The organism is Streptomyces sp. WMMB 322 (assembly GCF_900090145.1).
Classification (GTDB): domain Bacteria; phylum Actinomycetota; class Actinomycetes; order Streptomycetales; family Streptomycetaceae; genus Streptomyces.
The window spans coordinates 325,247-344,730 of record NZ_FMHI01000006.1 but is presented as its reverse complement, the minus strand read 5'-3'; the positions used below and the strand labels follow the sequence as shown (position 1 = coordinate 344,730).

Here is a 19,484-nt window from a genome sequence, read left to right as displayed (position 1 = left end):
GGAGAGACCCGCTTTCCCGTGTACGACCTGGTCTCCACCTGGTACCACGAGGGCGTGCCCGGCCACCATCTGCAGCTGGCGCAGTGGGCGCACGTCGCCGACCAGCTCTCCCGCTACCAGACGACGGTCGGCATGGTCAGCGCCAACGCCGAGGGCTGGGCGCTGTACGCGGAGCGGCTCATGGACGAGCTGGGCTTCCTGGCCAACGCCGAACAGCGGCTGGGGTATCTGGACGCGCAGATGATGCGTGCGACGCGCGTCGTCATCGACATCGGCATGCACCTTCAGCTGCGCATCCCGGACGACTCGCCCTTCCGTCCCGGCGAGCAGTGGACGCCGGAACTCGCGCAGGAGTTCTTCGGGATGCACAGCGGCCGTCCCGCGGACTTCGTGGAGAGCGAGCTGGTGCGTTATCTGGGCATGCCGGGGCAGGCGATCGGCTACAAGCTCGGCGAGCGTGCGTGGCTGACGGGACGTGAGGCGGCGCGCAAGGCGCACGGGGACGAGTTCGACCCGAAGCAGTGGCACATGGCGGCGCTGTCCCAGGGATCGCTGGGACTGGACGACCTGGTGTCGGAACTGTCCGCACTCTGATCGCTCACCGGTCCAAAGCGGATGGCCGCGGATGTGTGGTCGGCAGTGGGAGCCCGTCACACACCGCTTGCCGCAGCGCCAGGGTCAATGGAGAGAGTCGGCGACAGTTCGGCCCGTCGGGCGGTTCTTCATCCACTACCGGGTCCGGACGGCGCCGTCGCAGTCAAAGCCGCGCAGTTTTTCTTGAAGTTGATGACCTCACCGCACCGGTGATCCAGGCAGCTTCGTCGGTAGTGAGTCGGGAGATGTGCTCCATGGCCTGGTTCAGCCGCTCCAGCATGCCTGGCCCCCTTCCTCCCTCTTCACGCCCACCTTGCCGACGATAGTCGTGTAGCACGTCTACCCAGCGCTGTGACCGGTGCCGTCCCCGTCCGGACCTCGGGTATCCAGTCCCAGGCCCCGGCGGATCGCGATCTCCACGGGCGAGTAGGCGCCGTCGGCCCGCTCCAGTTCGTACGGCGCGGCCGGCATCAGCGGCGGCTGGGCCATGAGGCGCGGCCGCACCCCATGGTGCGGTTGCGCAGCGTGCACCAGGAACGGATGGCACAAGAAGACGTCGCCCGGGGACCCGGTGGCGAGGGCGAGTGGCCGGTGGTCGGACGCCGCCACCAGATCGGGGGCGAGGGTCACCCCGCTCGCCCCGTCCTCCCCGTACTTCTCCAGCACCTTCGGCACGTCGAGGTGTGAGCCGACCCGCAGCCGGGTCGGGGCGTCCTCCTCACCAACCTCGCTGAACAGGAACAGCATCAGCAGCGCCCGGCCCTGAGAGCGTAGATTCGTGAAGTACCAGCTCTCGCCCTCCGGCAGATAGCTCCCCTCGATGTGCCAGCCCGCGTCGTCCGGCTCCTCCTCGTGCGGGAAGCGCAGCGGGAACGTGCCCAGCGAGTAGCGCGGCTCCCAGCGTCCCGCGCCGACGAGCAGGTCGTACGCGTGCTGCAGGGACGGGGAGTTGGGTGCGGCGGCGAACGGTCCCTGCGCCATGCCGCCCACCCAGTGCACGGGCTGCGTCCACGTCGACGGGTCGTCCGGGTCGCAGCCCGTCTCCCGCCACAGCAGCCGCGCGCAGTCTGCGGCCACGCGCGGCGCGACGGAGCCCTCCAACTTCACGAAGCCGTCGCGGAGGAAACGGGAGACCAAGGTCGTGTCATCCATGCCCCCATCGTGCGGCGCCAGCGGCCCCGCTCACCCGACATTCTCCGCAGCGCTTTTGTCGGGTATGAGGATGGGCGTGTGGTCCCCGGTCACGCCGCGCGCTCGAGCTCGTGCCCGGAAGAGGTCGCGCGTCGGCCGTCAGCCTTCGTCGTCTTCGTAGGCGTCCGGGTCCCGGAAGGGACGAAGGCCCTGGCCGGGGCAGCTCGCCTTGATGTTGAACAGGTAGCGGCCCAGGAAATTGATGTGCCTGTCCTTCAGCGGGGAGAGCCGGGCGATGTCCTCGTCCTTGATGTCGTGGCCCTCGGCGCGGAGCTGGGCAACAGCAGCGTCCAGTAGCGGGTATTCCACAGCACGACGGCATTGAGAACGAGACCCAGACTGGCCAACTGATCCTCTTGGCCTTCGCGGTAACCCTGTCGGATCTGGCCCCGGCCGCCGTGGCAGATCGCGCGGGCCAGGCGGTGGCGGGACTCCTGCACGGTCAGCTGCCGGTTCATGAGCCGCCGGTAGGTGTCGTCGACCGGGCCGACCAGGGCGAGCAGGTGCATGGTCTTGTCGATCCGGCCGTACTCGGCGAACGCGGCACCGAGCGGGTGGGGTGGCCCTCGCGGCCAAAGGAACGTGGGCCGTAGCACTTTTCGTACTCGGTTGACGCACTTGGGTCATTGCTGAGACGACGTACAGCATCGGGGACGGGCCGGCCGGGTCTACCACGACAGACCTGCGCCCCGGACCCGTCAAGTCAGTACGGGGCCGCGGAGGCCGCCGCCGAGACGACTGTGCGACCCCTGTCCGGACGCGGCCGGCCCCCTTCGCCCTCGCCGGCCCTGACGCTCTCAGCCGCTACGACCTCGGCGTGCACATCGCCCAGCGCGGCCGCGCAGCAACTGGCGAAATCCTTTACTAACGTTGTTGTTGGTAACATCAACGTTAGTATCGTGGGTGGAGGTCGGTAGACGTGGTGGATTTCGTGGGGCGCCGGGAGGAGCTGGCGACGCTGGAGCGAGAGCTGCAGAAGGTGGCGGCAGGGGCTGGCGGGGAGCGGCCCGGCCGGTGCGTGATGTTGCGCGGGCGGCGCCGGGTGGGCAAGTCGCGGCTGGTGGAGCGGTTTGCGGAGCGCTCCGGAGCCCCGTTCCTCTTCTACGCGGTGACTGGTGCGTCTGCCAGGGATGATCTGGCGCGGCTGGCCCGGGACGCCCGGGCATCGACGCTGCCGTTGGCGGGGCTGGTGGCCGCCGCGCGACCGGAGAGCTGGGATGCCGCATTCGACGTGTTGGCTGCGGCGCTGCCCGCCGACCGGGCGAGCGTGCTGGTCATCGATGAAGTGCCGTACCTGATGGATACCGATGGCGCCTTTGAGGGGATGCTGCAGCGGGCCTGGGACCGGGTGCTGGAGACCAAGCCGGTGCTGCTGGTCCTCATCGGCTCGGATCTGTCGATGATGGAGGCACTGAACAGCTATGGACGACCCTTCCATCAGCGTGGCCGGGAAATGGTGCTGGGACCGCTCAACCCCGCCGAGGTAGGCGGGATGCTCGGGCTGGAACCGGCGGAAGCCTTTGACGCTGCACTGGTCACCGGCGGGCTGCCGCTGATCTGCGCGGAGTGGCCGCGGGGCGCAGGGCTGTGGGACTTCCTCGGTGAGGCGCTGAGTGACCCGGTCTCGGCCCTGCTGGTCTCGGCCGAGCGCTCGCTGGCTGCCGAATTCCCTCCGCAGGCTCAGGCACGTACGGTGCTGGCGGCCATCGGCAGTGGCGAGCGGACCTTTACCAACATCGCCCGTGCAGCCGGGGGAATCGGGGCCACGCCCCTGCAGCGAGCGCTGGAGCTGCTCACGGACAAGCGGATCGTCGCTGCGGAGCTGCCTGTATCGCTGCGTCCGTCGAAGGATCGCCGCTACCGGGTGACAGATCCCTACCTGCGGTTCTGGCTGCACCTGCTCGGCCCGTCCATGGAGGAGATCGAGCGGGGGCGGAGCGATCTGACCTTGGCACGCATCCGGGAGAACTGGACCAGCTGGCGCGGCCGGGCGGTTGAGCCGCTCATCCGCGAGGCGCTCGCCCGGATACTGCCCGACGACCAGCTCCCCGCAGCCCCCGCGGTGGGCGGCTACTGGACCCGCACCAACGACGTCGAGATCGACATCATTGGTGCGGACCGCGCCCCCGTTGCCAAGGAGCTGCTCTTCCTCGGCTCCATCAAGTGGCTGGAGCAGTCACCCTTCGACCGGCACGACCTGGCGGCTCTCCACCGGCACCGGGCCGCCCTCACCGGCGACCCCGTTCCAGTCGTGGCGGTCTCGCGCAGCGGAGTCGACTGCCCGGGCCTCGACGCCACCTACGGTCCCGGTGATCTGCTGACCGCTTGGTCGCTGTGAGTGGTGGATCGCAGGCGCGGTACGGGAGTCGGTGAGCGCGATCAGGCTGCAGGCGTTGCGGAGAAGTCCTACAGGCCTTGTACAGGCCTTGGCCCCTTGCCGGCCCGCTTCAACGTCCAGCCGCAGCATGGCGCCCGCGCCGAGGCGGCTGCTCCCGAGCCGCCGGGCGGGCGCGGGCGGTGGCTACTCCTGCTTGCTTTTCGGTGGGGTGAGACGTTCGAGATCCAGCCTGATCGCGAACGGCACGGGGCGCTCCAGGAAGCCCCGGAAGATGCCCGCGGGCGTGTAGACGCCGGTCGGTCCGTCGAGTTCGTAGACGTGCACGACAGGAGCGTTGCCCTCGTCTTCGACGCACCAGTAGTGCGGGATCCCGGCTTCCGCGTACTTGCGCAGTTTCACGGTGCGGTCGCGGTGTGCCGACTCCGGTGACACGACCTCGACGACGAGTTGGACCTCCTGCGGCGCGTACCAGGTGCGGTCGGGGTCGTAGGGAGCCGTCGTCACGAGCAGATCCGGCTCCGGCCGGTTGCGCTCGTCCAGGCGGATCGTCATCTCCCGTTCGACGTCGAGGCCGGCCGGAGTGGCGTCCATGAGTGTGGTGGTGAGAGAGGTGACGAGCCGGCCGTGCCAGGACCGCTGCGGCGACATCATGAAGACGAGGGCTCCGTCGATGAGTTCGGTGTGGCGGGGCGCCTCGGGGAGACGGTCCAGGTCCTCCGCGAACCAGCCCTCCGCGCGCGGCGGGCGCATCCAGTCGGGCAGTGCGGTCATGGCTCAACCGTAGCGATTCCGTGAGTGCGCGGCCACGAGCTCTTCGGCGGCCCTGCCGCCCTGTCCGCGTCGTCCCGCCATGCCCCGACTGCCGTGCCTGTGGCGGCGCTTGGCCGGTCCGGCGGTGGTGGCGCCGCCGGCTCCCCGCGCCGGATCCGCCGCACACGGCGGCCGCACAGGCCCAGCCACTCGGCGCTCGCGGGGACCGGGCCGTTCGCGGCCCGTGTTCGACCGGGGTCCGGCGGCAGGCGGCGTCCCGGAATGTGAACGATTCGGCCCGCGTGTGGAGGCTCTGAGCAGCTGCTCATCACATCGGGTGAAACCTTGGTCGTCGGTTGCGAGCCGCGACGGCGAGTTGCCAAGCTGTTGCCCATTGTCAACTTAACTACCTGTCGCGACCTTCGCAGGCCTGGCCTTTCGAGAACGGGGAGGGCACTCGTGCCATTCGGTGAACAGCCCGCCTACCTCCGCGTCGCCGGTGATCTCCGGCAGAAGATCGTCGGCGGTGATCTTCCTCCGCACACCCGGCTGCCCTCGCAGGCCCGGATCCGCGCGGAGTACGGCGTCTCGGACACCGTCGCCCTGGAGGCCCGCAAGGTGCTGATGGCCGAGGGCCTGGTCGAGGGCCGCTCCGGCTCGGGCACGTACGTCCGGGAACACCCCGTGCCGCGCCGCCTCGCCCGCAGCGGCTTCCGCGCGCTCGGGGAATCCTCGCCGTTCCGGCAGGAGCAGGCGGACGAGGACGTGAAGGGCACCTGGGAGTCGCGCAGCGAGCAGGAGGACGCGAGCCCGCTCACGGCCGAGCGTCTGCGCATCGAGCCCGGCGAGCGCGTGATGCGGACCAAGTACCTCTTCCGTGTGGACGGCGAGACCGTGATGCTCTCCACCTCGTGGGAGCCGTTGTCGCTGACGGGCCGCACCCCCGTGGTGCTGCCCGAGGACGGGCCGCTGGGCGGCAAGGGCGTCGTGGAGCGGATGGCCGCCATCGACGTCGTGGTGGACAACGTCGCGGAGGAGGTCGGCGCCCGGCCGGGCCTGGCCGAGGAGATGCTCGACCTGGGAGGCGTTCCGGGGCATTCGGTGCTGGTCGTGACGCGTACGTACTTCGCCGGCGGGCGGCCCGTGGAGACGGCGGACGTGGTCGTCCCGGCCGATCGTTTCCGCGTCTCGTACCACATGCCCGTGAGGTGACCTGCGGCCCCGCGTGCGAACGTGTGGCCGAAATCGATTCCTCGTTGTGTCAACTCGAATGCGCTGAGTGAAGGCCGGGCGTAGGCTCCGGCATATGCGAAGCGTAAGCGGTGACGGTGAAACTGTGCTGCCCTGGCAGGTCATAAGGGAAGACGGCCACGGCAACCGCTATCGCGTGGGCAGCTACGCCACCCGTACGGAAGCACAGCAGGTGGCAGACCGGCTCGGCCGGACCGGGGGCCGCGCGAAGGGCGGCGGCGGGGGCGACGGCAGCTATCTGGTCGAGCCTCTGGAGTGCGCGAGCGGCGAGTGCGCCTGACTCGTCCCAGAATCGGAAGCAGGGACACCTCGTTCCCACCTGCCCGGCCGGGCCGGGCCGGGCTGCTACCGGATCAGGGACGTGGGCGGTGTGAGCACAGGACCCTCCGAGGGAGCTGCCTCGATCCTCGACACCCTCCGGGTCGGAATCGTCGTGCTCGACGGGAACGGAAAGATCCTCCTCTGGAACCCGATCACGGAGGAGATCCTCGGCTGGCGGGCCGAGCAGGTCGTGGGCAGACGCATCCAGGACTTCCTCGAGGACGGGTACGACGAGGGCGAGCGCCGGCGCGACCAGGCCCTGCGGGACGTGGGCCGCTGGCGCGGCATCCTGCGGGTGCTGCACAGCGCCGGCCACCGCGTCACGGTCGAGGGCCGCGTCACACTCCTCCAGGACAGGGAGAACCGTCCGGTCGTCCTCGCCAACATCGTGGAGACCAGCAGAATCCGTGCCGTCGAGCACGACCTTGCCGCACTGGACGCGCTCTTCGCCTCCTCACCGCTCGGCATCGCCCTGTTCGACACCGACAGGCGGTACGTGCGGGTCAACGAGGCGCTCGCCAGGCTCAATCAGGTCGGCGCCGAGGAGCACATCGGAAGGACCGTCCACGAGATCCTTCCGTCCTGGATGGCCGCCGAGGTCGCCGCCGTGCAGTCGAGCGTGCTGGAGACGGGGGAGCCCGTCGTCGACTTCGTGCTGCGGGACCCGGAGGGCCCCGGCGCCCTGTCCGTCTCGTACAGCAGGCTCACCACAGGCAAGGGCGAAGTGCTCGGCGTGAGCGGCGTGTTCATGGACGTCTCCGAGAGGCACGAGGCGCTGGAGAAGATCGAGGCGGCGCGTGAGCGGCTGTCGCTGCTCGACGACGTCGGTGTGGGACTCGTCGACCGGTTCGACGTGGCAGCCATCTCCCAGGCCCTCGCCTCCAGCCTCGTACCGCGCCTGGCCGACTACGCCGGCGTGATGCTCACCAGCGCGGCGGCGCACAGCGGCGACCTTCCCCGAGTCGAACTGCTCACCGGGAAGCCGCTGTTCCAGCTCGGCGTCGCGGCACGCGACGAGGGGCCGACGGTGCACCGGATGCTCCGCGTCGGCCAGGACGTCCCCTTCCTCGCCGACTCCCTCTTCGGCCGCACCCTCGCCAGCGGGGTGCCCCACGTCGCGTCCTCACCGGGCGAACTGCTCGCCGCGACCTATCCCGGTGACCCGAAGTTGCAGGCCGCGCTCGATCTGGACGTCCATTCGCTGATGGCCGTGCCACTTCGCGCGCGCGGCGTGGTGCTCGGCCTGCTCGTCGTCAGCCGCGCGGGCGGCCGCGAGCCGTTCGGCAGGGACGACATGGCGCTGGCCATGGAACTGGCCGACCGCGCCGGAGTCTCACTGGACAACGCCCGCCTGTACGCACGTGAACGAGCCGGTGCGCTGATGCTCCAGCGGAGCCTGCTGCCCCAGAGGGTTCCGGAGCCGCCCGGGGTGAGGGTGGCCTACCGCTATGTGCCCGGCAGCAGCGGAACGGAGGTCGGCGGCGACTGGTTCGACGTGATCCCGCTCGCCGGCGGCCGGGTCGCGTTCGTCGTCGGCGACGTGACGGGTCACGGACTGCACGCGGCCGTGACGATGGGACGGCTGCGCACGGCCGTGCGCACACTCGCCGGGCTCGACCTGTCACCCGACGAACTGCTCCGGCGCGTCAACGATTTGGCGGACGACTTCGTCCAGAGTTCGGACGATCCCCTCATCGCCACTTGTGTCTACGCCGTCTACGACCCCTCCACGCGCCGGTGCACCGTCGCGAAGGCCGGCCACCCGCCGCCGCTGCTGCTGACCGAGACTGTCGACGGCAGCTGGGAGGCCCGGCCTGTCGAACTGCCCCCGGGCGCCCCGCTGGGCGTCGGCGGCGTGGCCTTCGAGTCCTTGGAGCTGGAGATCGCCGAGGGGTCCGTGCTGATCCTCTACACCGACGGCCTCGTCGAGTCGCGCGACGAGGACATCACCCAGGGCATCGGGCGGCTCTGCGAGATGCTCTCCGGCGGCCCCGTCCACCGGGATCCGGGCACGCCCGCCACCATCGAGGAGGCCTGCGACAGCGTCATCGAGGATCTGGACAGCAGAACGGCGTCACAGCCCTCCGACGACGTCGCCCTGCTGATGGCGAAGTTCGGCGGGCTCCCGCAGGGCAGCGCCGCGTCGTGGACCTTTCCCGCCGAGAGCTACGCGGTGCGCAGGGCACGTGAGGTGGTGCGGAGGACCCTGCACGAGTGGGGGCTCGACGCCCTGGAGGACACCACCGTGCTGCTGGTGAGCGAGCTGGTCACCAACTCCCTGCGATACGCGCACGGGCCCATCGGCGTGCGCATGGTGCGCGGCGGCTCGCTTCTGGTCGAGGTGCGCGACCCGCTGCCCGACCCGCCCCGCGAACGCAGCGCCCTGCCCGACGACGAAGGCGGGCGCGGTATCCGTCTCGTGGCCAGGGAGGCGCGCCGATGGGGCACGCGGCACGGGCCGATGGGCAAGACCGTCTGGTTCGAACTCCCCCTCTCCTGAAGCAGGTTCACGTGCCCGGCGGCGGGTGCGTTGCCCATCTCGGCAAACCGTGCGGAACCGCCCGCACCCCTGCACCCGCGATGCGCCCTCGTTGAAGATGGTTCGAACCGGCGCAGCCTGGTTAGGAGACAGTTGTCCCTGCCGGAGGAGGTCAGGGGAGCGCACGGAGGTGTGAGGCCGCACGGCAGTTGTGAACTGGGACGGGAATTACGAATTTCGTGCGGCGATCGGGAAGAGCGTGTTCCGGGTGCCTTGCGCCTGCCACACTGCTCGGAACCGGTGCCACACTGGTCACGGGAAGGGGCGGCGTTGAGCGATATCCCTGTGGAGGCGGCAGGCAAGCCGGACGACGTCCGCCGCGCTCTCGCTCTTCTCAACGCAGCGGGCGCCCGTATCGGCAACTCGCTCGACCTGGAGACGACAGCCCGCGAGCTGCTGGACGTCGGTGTCCCGCAGTTCTGCGATCTCGCCTCCGTCGACCTGTACATGGATGTTCTCGCCGGCGACGAGCCGCGCCCCGTCGGCCCCGGCGACGGCAGCGGAGAGCTTCGCCGCGTCGGGTTCGCGTCTTCCGTCTCGGAGGCCCCGCCGTCGCTCACCCGCGAAGGCCAGGTGGGAACGACCGGCGCGAGCCCGGTGACCGTGGGTGCGACGCACTGCTATCCCTTCAACACCCCCTGCGCGCAGGCGCTTCGCAGCGGACGCGTGCAGCACATCCCGGGGCAGGACGGCACCGTGCCGGTCCAGTTCGGCGCCGTCGTGCAGTCGACGCTCGCGGTGCCGATGGTCGCCCGCGACAGGGTGCTGGGCCTGGTGCAGTTCTCCCGCGTCAAGGGCAGCGAGCCGTTCGGGGAGCGGGACGCGGCGCTCGCCGCCGAACTGGCCTCACGCGCCGCCGTGTGCATAGACAACGCGCGCCTGTACCGCAGGGAGCACGAGCGGGCGCTGATACTCCAGCGCAGCCTGCTGCCGCCCGGCGACCCCGAAGCCGCCGGCCTCGACATCGCCTGCCGCTATCTGCCCGGCAACCCGGCGACCGAGGTCGGCGGCGACTGGTTCGACGTCATCGAACTGCCCGGGCACCGCACCGCCGTCGTCGTCGGCGACGTGATGGGCCGGGGGCTGCGCGCCGCCGTCGCCATGGGCGAACTGCGCACCGCCGTACGGACGCTGGCGCTCACCACGGACATGGAACCCGCCGAGGTGCTGGGCGCGCTGGACGAGATCGCCCGCGGGCTCGGCGACACCCCGGGCTCGCAGCGCAACGGCAGCGGCGACCTGGCGGAGGTCTACCTCGCCACCTGCATCTTCGCCGTCTACGACCCCGTCTCCCGCCGCTGCACCATCGCCAACGCCGGTCATCTGCCGCCCGTCCTGGTCGAACCGGACGAACCGGCCCTCATGCTGGAGGTCCCCAAGGGGGTACCGCTGGGCGTGGGCGGCGAGCCGTTCGAAGAGATCGAGATGGCACTGCCCGACGGTGCCATGATCGCGCTCTACACCGACGGTCTCGTCGAGTCGCGCGAGCACCCCATCGACGAGGGCCTGGGCGCGCTGCGTGCCGCTCTCACGGACGCCACCGCCTCCCTCGAGAACGTCGCCGACCAGGTGCTGACGACCCTCAACGTGCACCACGGCGAGGACGACATCGCGCTCCTCGTCGCACGGTTCCAGGGCCTTCCCGAGGGCGCCGTCGGCGACTGGACGCTCTCCGCCGAGCCGCGTTCCGTCGCCCGTGCCCGTGAGCTGACGCGCGAGCAGCTGTCCGAGTGGGAGCTGGGCGCGCTCGCGGACACCGCCGAACTGCTGGTGAGTGAGCTGGTGACGAACGCGCTGCGGCACGGCGAGGGCGAGATACGCCTGCGGCTGCTGCTGGACCGCACCCTTGTGTGCGAGGTGTGGGACTCGGGCCAGGTGCAGCCCCGCCGGCGCCGCGCCCATGTGACCGACGAGGGCGGCAGAGGGCTGCAGCTGGTCGGCCTGCTCAGCACCGGGTGGGGAAGCAGGCGTACGCACCGCGGCAAGACCGTCTGGTTCGAGCTTGCACGCCCGGGCGAGGACTCCAAGCCCGCCGACCCGACGGAAGCGCTGCTCAGCCTGTTCTGACGCGTGCGTCCCGCTCCCGGAACCACGGCCGTCCCGGCCCGGAGCGCCGGAGTCCGGCCCGGACTCGCGCCCGCTCTCCGTCAGTTGCCGGACAGCTCCCAGCCGTCCGCCCGTACACGTGCGTTGTCGCGCGGACGCACGCTCATGAATACGGGCCGCGCACCGCTGAGCACCCGGATGTCGTCCAAGTAGACGCCCCTGCCCTGCTGTTGCTCGTCAGTGACGTAGCGCCAGCGCACCGCGGTCACCCCGTCGGGCAGTTCACCCGCGGCGTGCAGCCAGCGGCGCGCGGAGAAGCCGGCGAAGTCGCCCTTGCTCTCCCAACTCCGGCGCCCCGCACGCAGCTTCAGCGGGACGGGCTGCCAGGAGGCGTCCTCGCCCGGCTTCGCCGTGGTGGCCTCCACCGTGCAGACGTCGGTGGACTGGGTGTCGTACCAGAGCCGGAAGCGCAGCGAGGCCTCGTCGTCCACGGCCTTCTTCAGCGGAACGTGCAGAGTCGCGGTGTCGGCGTCGCGCTGCCCCGAGTACCAGGCGGCGGACGAGACGGCGGGACGCACCGGCACGGCGCGCGCCAAGTGCCGCGCGGGGGCGCGGCGGTAGTCGCTGACCGTGCCCCAGTCGCGGGTGGGGTGCACGCGGTTGGTCATCAGGACGAAGAGCGTGCCGTCGATCGGGTCGGCCACCAGGCAGGGCCCGGTGTAACCGGTGTGGCCCGTCGTCACGGGCGAGGTGAGGGCGTCCATGTAGAAGCGCTGGTCGAGCTGCCAGCCCAGACCGCGCGCCGCCTCGGGCCCCATGTCCGGGTTCTCGTTGGTGATCATGGCGCGGACCCAGTCCTCGCCGAGCACGCGGTGCCCGCCGTAGGTGCCGCCGTTCAGCACCATCTGCCCGAAGACGGCCATGTCGGCGGCCGTCGAGAAGACGCCCGCGTGGCCCGCGACGCCGCCCAGGTAGTACGCCTTCTCGTCGTGCACCGAGCCGCGCACGATGCCGCGGCCCGTCCACGGCATGTACTCGGTGGCGGCGACCCTCTCCAGCTTCGACTCCGGGGGGTTGTATCCCGTGTCCCGCATGCCGAGCGGCTCGGTGATCAGCTCGGCGACGAGCTCGTCGAGCCCCTTGCCGGTGACCTCCTCCAGGAGGCGTCCCGCGGTGATGAGGTTGAGGTCCGAGTAGGTGTACTGCTCGCCCGGCGGGCTCTTGAGCGGCTCCGCATAGACGGCGGCGATGCGGGCCTCGTTGTCCGGGTAGGGCTCGAGGTCCATGTCGGCCTTCATGCCCGAGGTGTGGTTCACCAACTGCCGTACGACGATGGGGGACTTGGCGGGATCGGCCTTGTCGAAGTCCGGCAGATGGCGCGCGACGCGGTCGTCGAGGCCGAGCGTGCCCCGCTCGGCCTGGGCGACCAGCACGACCGACGTGAACAGCTTCGAGACCGACGCCATGTCGAAGATCGTGTCCGTCCGCATGCCGACCCACTGGTCACGCGGCAGCTCCACGGCCTCTCCGGCAGCCTCGTCCCACGCCGAGTAGCGCAGCGCGTGGCCGCGCGCCGCGTGCTCGACCACCACACCGTTCCTGGCGGCCAGCAGGACGAAGCCGGGGTGCGAGGGATGGGGGCGGCCCGGCCCCGGGCGCATGTAGTCCTCGGCGGTGGGCACGAGCCGCTCGACCTCGGCGCGCAGCAGGCCCGCGCGGTGCGGGCTGCCGCGACGCAGCGTGCGCGGACGGAAGCGGAGATCGTCCGGCGTCACTGTGGGTGGTCCGCCGACGTCCGAACCGTTCGGCGCCGAGGCGAAGGCGGGGACGGAGCCAGGGCCCACCCCGGTCGCGAGCGCGGCACCGCCAACGGTGCCGAGGAACTGCCGGCGTCTCATCGTGAATCCTCTGCGCTGGTGCGGACGTGGTGGGAGCTGGCATGTCCGGGCCTGCCACCGGCGAGGGTGGTCACGGTACGTTCGCCCGTATCCCGGAAGCGTATCCAGCTTGCGGCTTCCGGGCGCGCCCGCACGCGTATGCCGTTGGTGCGACCACTGGCGGCCGCCCGGTGCACGGTGCGGCCCGCGGAGCCCGCGGGAGCCGCGGAGAGGCGGCGGAAACGGCGGGCCGGAGACAGGGGGCGCAACGGGGGCGCGCGGTGGCACGCCCCCGTGACAGATCTCACCCGCCGTGACGCCGCTCCGGCCGGTTCAGGCTCCGTTCCGGCGGCGGATCTTGTTGCCGAGCCAGACGATCGGGTCGTACTTGCGGTCGGCGACACGCTCCTTGAGCGGGATCAGCGCATTGTCGGTGATCTTGATGTTCTCGGGGCAGACGTCCGTGCAGCACTTGGTGATGTTGCAGTAGCCCAGCCCGTGGTTGTCCTGGGCGGTGGACTGGCGGTCCAGCCCGGACTCCTCGGCAGCGTCCAGCGGATGCATGTCCAGCTCCGCCATCCGCATCAGGAAGCGGGGACCGGCGAAGGCCTCCTTGTTCTCCTCGTGGTCGCGCACCACATGGCACACGTCCTGGCAGAGGAAGCACTCGATGCACTTGCGGAACTCCTGCGAGCGGCCCACGTCCTCCTGCTGCATCCGGTACTCGCCCGGGCCCAGACCGGCAGGGGGCACGAATGAGGGGATCTCGCGTGCCTTGGTGTAGTTGAACGACACGTCCGTGACCAGATCCCGTACGACGGGGAAGGCCCGCAGCGGCGTGATCGTGATGGTCTCCGACCGCTCGAAGACGGACATCCGCGTCATGCACAGCAGCCGTGGCCGCCCGTTGATCTCGGCGCTGCACGAGCCGCACTTGCCGGCCTTGCAGTTCCACCGGACCGCCAGATCCGGAGTCTGCGTGGCCTGGAGCCTGTGGACGATGTCGAGGACCACTTCGCCCTCGAAGACCTCGACCTTGAAGTCCTCCAGGCCGCCGCCCTCGATGTCGCCGCGCCAGACGCGGAAGTTCGCGATGTAGCTCGTACCGGTGGCGTCCGGGGCGCCGCCGCTGACGGACCCGGGCGTACCGGTGCCCTCCGCGGTGTCCTCTGCGTCGTGCGCGCGAGGACGCGTGTGCGCACCCTTGCCCTCGCCCGCGTGCGTCTCGGCGCTCATTCGGCTGTCAGCTCCTCGTCCGTCAGGTACTTGATCAGCTCCTCCTTCTCGAAGAGCCCCAGCAGATCCGGGCGGATCGCCGGCATTTCACGGCGGCGCAGGTCGATGCGGCCGCTCTCGGCGCGCTCGGCGGCCTCTCCCGGCTGGGTCGCGGCGTCGACCGAGACCGGTTCGTCGGCGAGAGTGCAGACGAGGTTCGAACGCCGCCACTGGCGGTCCATCTCCGGGAAGTCGTCGCGGGTGTGACCGCCGCGCGACTCGGTGCGGGTCAGTGCGGCCCGCGCCACGCACTCGCTGACCAGCAGCATGTTGCGCAGGTCGATGGCCAGGTGCCAGCCCGGGTTGAACTGCCTGTGGCCCTCGACACCCGCGTACGTGGCCCGCACCCGCAGCTCCGCCAGCCGGTCCAGGGCCTGCGTCATCTCCTCGTCGCGGCGGATGATGCCGACGAGGTCGTTCATGGACTGCTGGAGGTGCTGGTGCAGCGTGTACGGGTTCTCCGCGGGCTCACCCTCGGGGACCTCGGCAGCGCTGAAGGGGCGCAGTGCCTCGGCGGAGGCGTGCTCGATCTGCTCGTCGCTGACCTGGGGACGTCCGTCGTCCTTGAGCGACGCCGCGTACTGCGCGGCGTGCAGACCGGCCCGGCGGCCGAAGACGAGCAGGTCGGAGAGGGAGTTGCCGCCGAGCCGGTTCGAGCCGTGCATCCCTCCGGCGACCTCGCCCGCCGCATACAGGCCCGTGACGCCGACGGCCGCGGCCGTGTCCGGGTCGACGTCGACGCCGCCCATCACGTAGTGGCAGGTCGGGCCGACCTCCATGGGTTCGGCGGTGATGTCCACGTCCGCCAGCTCCTTGAACTGGTGGTGCATGGACGGCAGCCTGCGGCGGATCACGTCGGCGGACATACGGGTCGAGACGTCGAGGAAGACGCCGCCGTGCGGTGAGCCCCGGCCCGCCTTGACCTCGGAGTTGATCGCGCGGGCGACCTCGTCGCGCGGAAGCAGCTCCGGCGGCCGCCGGTGCTTCTCCGGGTCCTCGTACCAGCCGTCGGCCTCTTGCTCGGACTCGGCGTATTTCTCCTTGAAGACGTCGGGCACGTAGTCGAACATGAACCGTTTGCCCTCGGAGTTGCGCAGGACGCCGCCGTCACCGCGCACCGATTCGGTGACGAGGATGCCCTTCACCGACGGCGGCCAGACCATCCCCGTCGGGTGGAACTGGACGAACTCCATGTTGATCAGCGAGGCGCCTGCCAGCAGCGCCAGCGCGTGCCCGTCGCCGGTGTACTCCCACGAGTTCGACGTCACCTTGAAGGACTTGCCGATGCCACCGGTGGCCAGGACCACGGCAGGAGCCTCGATGACGAAGAAGCGGCCCGACTCCCGCTCGTAGCAGAAGACGCCGGAGACCTTCTCCCCGGAGCCGTCCGCGGCCGGGGACTTGAGGATCCGGGTGACGGTGCACTCCTGGAAGACCTTCAGCCGGGACTCGTAGTCACCGCTCTCCTTGAAGTCCTCCTGCTGCAGCGAGACGGTCTTCTGCTGGAGCGTGCGGATCAGCTCCAGGCCCGTACGGTCGCCGACGTGCGCGAGGCGCGGATACTCGTGGCCGCCGAAGTTGCGCTGGGAGATGCGGCCGTCGGCCGTGCGGTCGAAGAGCGCCCCCCACGTCTCCAGCTCCCAGACCCTGTCGGGGGCTTCCTTGGCGTGCAGCTCGGCCATCCGCCAGTTGTTGAGGAACTTGCCCCCGCGCATGGTGTCGCGGAAGTGCACCTCCCAGTTGTCACCGGGGTTGGCGTTGCCCATGCTGGCGGCGATGCCGCCCTCGGCCATCACCGTGTGCGCCTTGCCGAACAGGGACTTGCAGATCACCGCCGTGCGCAGCCCCTGTTCGCGTGCCTCGATCGCTGCCCGCAGACCCGCACCGCCCGCGCCCACGATGACGACATCCCACTGCTGGCGTTCGACTTGCGTCATTTGTCGTGCATCCCTCTCGAAGAAGCGTGAATCAGAAGAACTGCGGATCGGTGAACGCACCGGTCGCCAGCAGGTACACGTAGAGATCGGCCAGGCCGACGCTGAGAAGCGAAGCCCAGGCCAACTCCATGTGACGGCTGTTGAGCTTTCCGACCAGGCCCCACATGCGGTACCGCACCGGATGCTTCGAGAAGTGCTTGAGCCGTCCGCCGACGATGTGCCGGCAGGAGTGGCACGAGATGGTGTACGCCCAGATCAGCACGATGTTGATGAGGAAGACCACGGTGCCCAGGCCCATGTGGCCCCACTCGTACTCGGAGTTGCGGAAGCCGAGGAGCGTGTCCCAGGTGAGGATGACGGCGACGCCGACCGCCGCGTAGAAGAAGTACCTGTGCAGGTTCTGGAGGATGAGGGGGAAGCGGGTCTCGCCGGTGTAGCGCTTGTGCGGCTCGGCGACTGCGCAGGCCGGGGGAGAGGCCCAGAAGCCCCGGTAGTAGGCCTTGCGGTAGTAGTAGCAGGTGAGGCGGAAGCCCAGCGGGAAGATCAGGATGATCAGCGCGGGCGAGAGCGGCCACCAGTCCCCGAACAGCGCCCAGTTGGGGCCGCTCTGCATCTGCTCGCAGCTCTCGGCGAGACACGGGGAGTAGAAGGGCGAGACGTACGGCGCGTGGTAGTAGTCGGCGCCCGCGAAGGCCCGCCACGTCGAGTAGACGACGAACACGAACAGGCCGAACGCGGTCGCTGCCGGCGCGAGCCACCAGCGGTCGGTGCGCAGATGCCTCTCTGGAATGGCGGCGCGCGTACCACTCTGCACGCCGCCTGTGCCGCCGGTGGCCGGCGGAGGAATCTTGTTCCCTGTGCTGCTCGTGTTCGGTTGGGGTCGGGTGCCAGTGGCCAACGGTTTCTCCGGTAGGGGCGACTTGTCAGTTGGGGTGCCTCGTGAGCTGCCGCCGACTGCCGGCCGCTGCCGCGGCCGGCGGTTCGACTCAGCCCCGGGCGGCGCTCACGGCGCGTGCCGGTCCTTGGCGCCCACCCCCTCGTCGTCGACGTCCGACCACAGGCCGTGGTCGTAGGGCTTGTCGGGGATCGTGACCATCTCCGGGTGCGCCGCGCCGGGTGCCCCCGCGGCCGGCGAAGAGGCACGCAGCAGTGCCAGGGACTCCCGAAGATGCGCTGTGTCGCTGCGTACGCGCCTGACATCCAGGCCGCTGCCGAGGGTGTTCTCCAGTCGGTCGACGGTCCGTGTGAGTTCCTCGAGGCAGCGCTGGGCCGCCGTCAGGTCCTCGTGCAGTGACGTGTGAGGAGACATAGGACGTGCCTACCTCCGCTGGTCGTGGCGGCTGGCTTGCATGCCTGAGCAGCTTGCGTGCCAGGTGAGATGGCGAGTGTCGCTCCTCACACTCCCCCTTGTGAAGGGCGCTGCACGGGTTTACCCCGTGCGGGGCATGATCGCCAAGTCTCTTGACCCGTACGGGTAGCAGCGGTTCCGGCCGGTGCACAAAAAGTCCGTCCGGCCGGACCGTCGCCTTGATCAGCCGCGCTCCGCGCCGAAGAGCTCCAGGCACGGTTCCAGGCCGTGCAGACCGACAGGGAGTGAGCGGTGCCGTTCCCACGACGCCCGGTCCAGCCGCAGCCGCCGGACCGTCCGCGCCTCTCCCCGTACGGGGACCACCTCGACGCCGTCCGCCTCGTAGCCGAGCTTCCGTGAGACGGCCAGGGAGCGCGGGTTGTCCGTCATGGCACCGGACGTGAGGGCCCGCGCTCCGAGCCCTTCGAAGGCCAGGTGCGTGACGGCCGCCCGCATCTCCGTGCCGAGCCCCTGGTTCTGGTGGGCGAGGCCCAGCCAGGAGCCGGTCTGGGCCTCCTTCGTGACGGCGAAGTCGCGGGCGGTGATGTCCTGGCGGCCCACCACCTCGCCCTCGTGCAGCACGGCGAGGCTCAGCGTCCACTTCTCCGGCTGCCACCCGGCGACGGTGCCCAGAACGTGCTGGAAGGTGGTGCGGGCCCGCCGTTCCGGGGTGCCGTCGGTCCAGGGGAAGCTGAAGGGCATCTCGTCCGGCCCGTGCACACCCGCCGCTGCCACGGCCGCCAGCTTCTCCAGAGCGCCGAGATCAGGGAGGCGCAGTACCAGCCGGGGGGTGGTGATCCTCAGCCCGTAGACGGGCCAGCACTCGGGTGTCATGACAGGAGCCTGGCGGAGCCTGCCGGCCGCGTCGACGAATTTTCGGCGGAGCCGGAACCGAGGTACGGCGCGGCCGTCGCGCGGTTCGGCGTCAGAGGCGAAGGCGCCAGTCCTGGCCGTTCAGGTCGTGGCCGAAGCTGTGGTGCCGCGACTCGGCGACCAGTTCGAAGCCGGCACGCTCGTAGATGCGCCGAGCCGCCGCCAGCACGTCATTGGTCCACAGCACGACCTCCCGGTATCCGGCGGCGCGCGCGAAGCCGACACATTCGCCGACGAGCCGGTCCCCGAGCCCGTGGCCCCGCGCCGCCGGGTCCACGAGCAGCAGCCGCAGCCGGGCCGTGTCGGGGGCGCTGTCCGACACGCACATCACGCAGCCCGCCCGCCGCCCGTCGAGTTCGGCGATCCACGCCGCCTCGCGACCGGCCTCGTGTCCCGCGGCGAACTCCGCGACGATGCGCGCGACGAGAGCCTCGTACGTCCCGTCCCAGCCGAACTCCGCGGCGTAGACCGACGCGTTGCGTTCGATGATCCAGCCCATGTCTCCCGGGCGGGGAGCGCGCAGCCGTATCAGGTCCGCGGCACCGCTCCGTGCGGTGCCGTCCTCCAGAATTCCGCGGGCCGTGCGCAGGCTCTGCGCCAGCAGCTCCCGCTCCGCCTCCGTCATCCCGTCCAGCAGCGACTCGACGGCGGCCTGTGAACGCTCCTCCAGCTGCCGTGCCGCCTCCCGTCCCTCGTCGGTCAGCACGACGTTCACCCGCCGGGCGTCCCGCCCCGAGGGCCCGCGGCTGACCAGGCCCCGCTCCTCGAAGCGGGCGAGCATGCGGCTCAGCTGGCCGGCGTCCACGGAGATCGCGGACCGCAGGTCTGCGGCGTCCGTGCGCGGCGCGTTGACCAGTTCGTAGAGCACGCGCGCCTCGGTGAGCGTGTACGGGGTGTGCAGGTGGCGGCTGTAGTCGAGCGCGCCGATGAGGTTCGTGTAGAAGCGGTTGAAGGCACGCATCTCCTGCGCGGTGCCGGTGGCCATCGCCCACCCCTTTTCTTTGACTGAGTCAAAGATATGTCTCCCTGGGGCGCCTGTCTCTCCCTTTTCGGCTGCTCGCTTCCGGCTCCGGTCCCGGGCTCAACTCCGGGGCGTTCCCGGGGCGTAGGAAGCCCTGTGCTCCGCACGGGTGGCGTGACGTGC

Annotated in this window: 15 protein-coding genes and 1 pseudogene; 6 read left to right on the top strand and 10 right to left on the bottom strand. The window is 70.4% G+C overall.

The window, feature by feature from the left end; all coding sequences use genetic code 11:
- A partial coding sequence (locus H180DRAFT_RS13220; RefSeq protein ID WP_139151384.1) for a DUF885 domain-containing protein occupies positions 1-594 on the top strand: 594 nt, incomplete at its 5' end.
- A 339-nt stretch (positions 595-933) separates the two neighbouring features.
- Here H180DRAFT_RS13220 and H180DRAFT_RS13215 read toward each other — a convergent pair.
- A complete protein-coding gene (locus tag H180DRAFT_RS13215) occupies positions 934-1,746 on the bottom strand; it encodes a phytanoyl-CoA dioxygenase family protein (protein WP_055486197.1) in 813 nt (270 codons plus the stop codon).
- Positions 1,747-1,884: 138 nt separating this feature from the next.
- Positions 1,885-2,351, bottom strand: a pseudogene (locus H180DRAFT_RS13210) (Tn3 family transposase); the annotation flags it as partial.
- Positions 2,352-2,704: 353 nt separating this feature from the next.
- On the opposite strand from H180DRAFT_RS13210, the gene H180DRAFT_RS13205 reads away from it, so the two are divergent.
- Positions 2,705-4,123, top strand: coding sequence for an ATP-binding protein (locus tag H180DRAFT_RS13205; RefSeq protein WP_055486196.1), 1,419 nt, complete (start codon positions 2,705-2,707; stop codon positions 4,121-4,123).
- Between the two features lie 183 nt (positions 4,124-4,306).
- Here H180DRAFT_RS13205 and H180DRAFT_RS13200 read toward each other — a convergent pair whose 3' ends face one another.
- The gene (locus tag H180DRAFT_RS13200; RefSeq protein ID WP_055486195.1) at positions 4,307-4,894 is read right to left on the bottom strand and encodes a Uma2 family endonuclease; all 588 of its coding nucleotides are present in this window, start codon (positions 4,892-4,894) and stop codon (positions 4,307-4,309) included.
- 438 nt (positions 4,895-5,332) lie between these two features.
- Here H180DRAFT_RS13200 and H180DRAFT_RS13195 point away from each other — a divergent pair, with 438 nt between their 5' ends.
- The 4 genes from H180DRAFT_RS13195 to H180DRAFT_RS13180 all read left to right on the top strand — a co-directional run bounded on the left by H180DRAFT_RS13195 (position 5,333) and on the right by H180DRAFT_RS13180 (position 11,051).
- Positions 5,333-6,085: a GntR family transcriptional regulator gene (locus H180DRAFT_RS13195; RefSeq protein ID WP_055486194.1), complete on the top strand. Its 753-nt coding sequence runs from the start codon at positions 5,333-5,335 to the stop codon at positions 6,083-6,085.
- Positions 6,086-6,179: 94 nt separating this feature from the next.
- Positions 6,180-6,404 (top strand): SPOR domain-containing protein, encoded by a 225-nt coding sequence (locus H180DRAFT_RS13190; protein WP_055486193.1) that lies wholly within the window; start codon positions 6,180-6,182, stop codon positions 6,402-6,404.
- 90 nt (positions 6,405-6,494) lie between these two features.
- Positions 6,495-8,945: a SpoIIE family protein phosphatase gene (locus H180DRAFT_RS13185; RefSeq protein ID WP_254666006.1), complete on the top strand. Its 2,451-nt coding sequence runs from the start codon at positions 6,495-6,497 to the stop codon at positions 8,943-8,945.
- Positions 8,946-9,254: 309 nt separating this feature from the next.
- Positions 9,255-11,051, top strand: coding sequence for a SpoIIE family protein phosphatase (locus H180DRAFT_RS13180; RefSeq protein ID WP_074466778.1), 1,797 nt, complete (start codon positions 9,255-9,257; stop codon positions 11,049-11,051).
- A gap of 80 nt (positions 11,052-11,131) precedes the next feature.
- Here the strand turns inward: H180DRAFT_RS13180 and H180DRAFT_RS13175 are convergent, their stop codons facing one another.
- From H180DRAFT_RS13175 to H180DRAFT_RS13145, 7 genes are all read right to left on the bottom strand, one after another.
- Complete coding sequence (locus H180DRAFT_RS13175; RefSeq protein WP_074466777.1) at positions 11,132-12,928, bottom strand: serine hydrolase domain-containing protein; 1,797 nt, start codon at positions 12,926-12,928, stop codon at positions 11,132-11,134.
- Between the two features lie 312 nt (positions 12,929-13,240).
- The gene (locus tag H180DRAFT_RS13170; protein ID WP_079100071.1) at positions 13,241-14,143 is read right to left on the bottom strand and encodes a succinate dehydrogenase/fumarate reductase iron-sulfur subunit; all 903 of its coding nucleotides are present in this window, start codon (positions 14,141-14,143) and stop codon (positions 13,241-13,243) included.
- The gene (locus H180DRAFT_RS13165) at positions 14,140-16,119 is read right to left on the bottom strand and encodes a fumarate reductase/succinate dehydrogenase flavoprotein subunit (protein WP_055486191.1); all 1,980 of its coding nucleotides are present in this window, start codon (positions 16,117-16,119) and stop codon (positions 14,140-14,142) included. The genes H180DRAFT_RS13170 and H180DRAFT_RS13165 overlap by 4 nt, the downstream gene beginning before the upstream one ends.
- A 31-nt stretch (positions 16,120-16,150) precedes the next feature.
- On the bottom strand, positions 16,151-16,966 hold the full coding sequence (locus tag H180DRAFT_RS13160) for a hypothetical protein (protein ID WP_055486258.1): 816 nt from the start codon (positions 16,964-16,966) through the stop codon (positions 16,151-16,153).
- Between the two features lie 156 nt (positions 16,967-17,122).
- Positions 17,123-17,428 carry a hypothetical protein gene (locus H180DRAFT_RS13155; RefSeq protein WP_055486190.1) on the bottom strand — a complete coding sequence of 102 codons (306 nt, stop codon included), beginning with the start codon at positions 17,426-17,428 and terminating at the stop codon, positions 17,123-17,125.
- Positions 17,429-17,650: 222 nt separating this feature from the next.
- On the bottom strand, positions 17,651-18,301 hold the full coding sequence (locus H180DRAFT_RS13150; protein ID WP_055486189.1) for a GNAT family N-acetyltransferase: 651 nt from the start codon (positions 18,299-18,301) through the stop codon (positions 17,651-17,653).
- A 91-nt stretch (positions 18,302-18,392) separates the two neighbouring features.
- The gene (locus H180DRAFT_RS13145; protein WP_055486188.1) at positions 18,393-19,325 is read right to left on the bottom strand and encodes a bifunctional helix-turn-helix transcriptional regulator/GNAT family N-acetyltransferase; all 933 of its coding nucleotides are present in this window, start codon (positions 19,323-19,325) and stop codon (positions 18,393-18,395) included.
- Positions 19,326-19,484 lie beyond the last annotated feature (159 nt).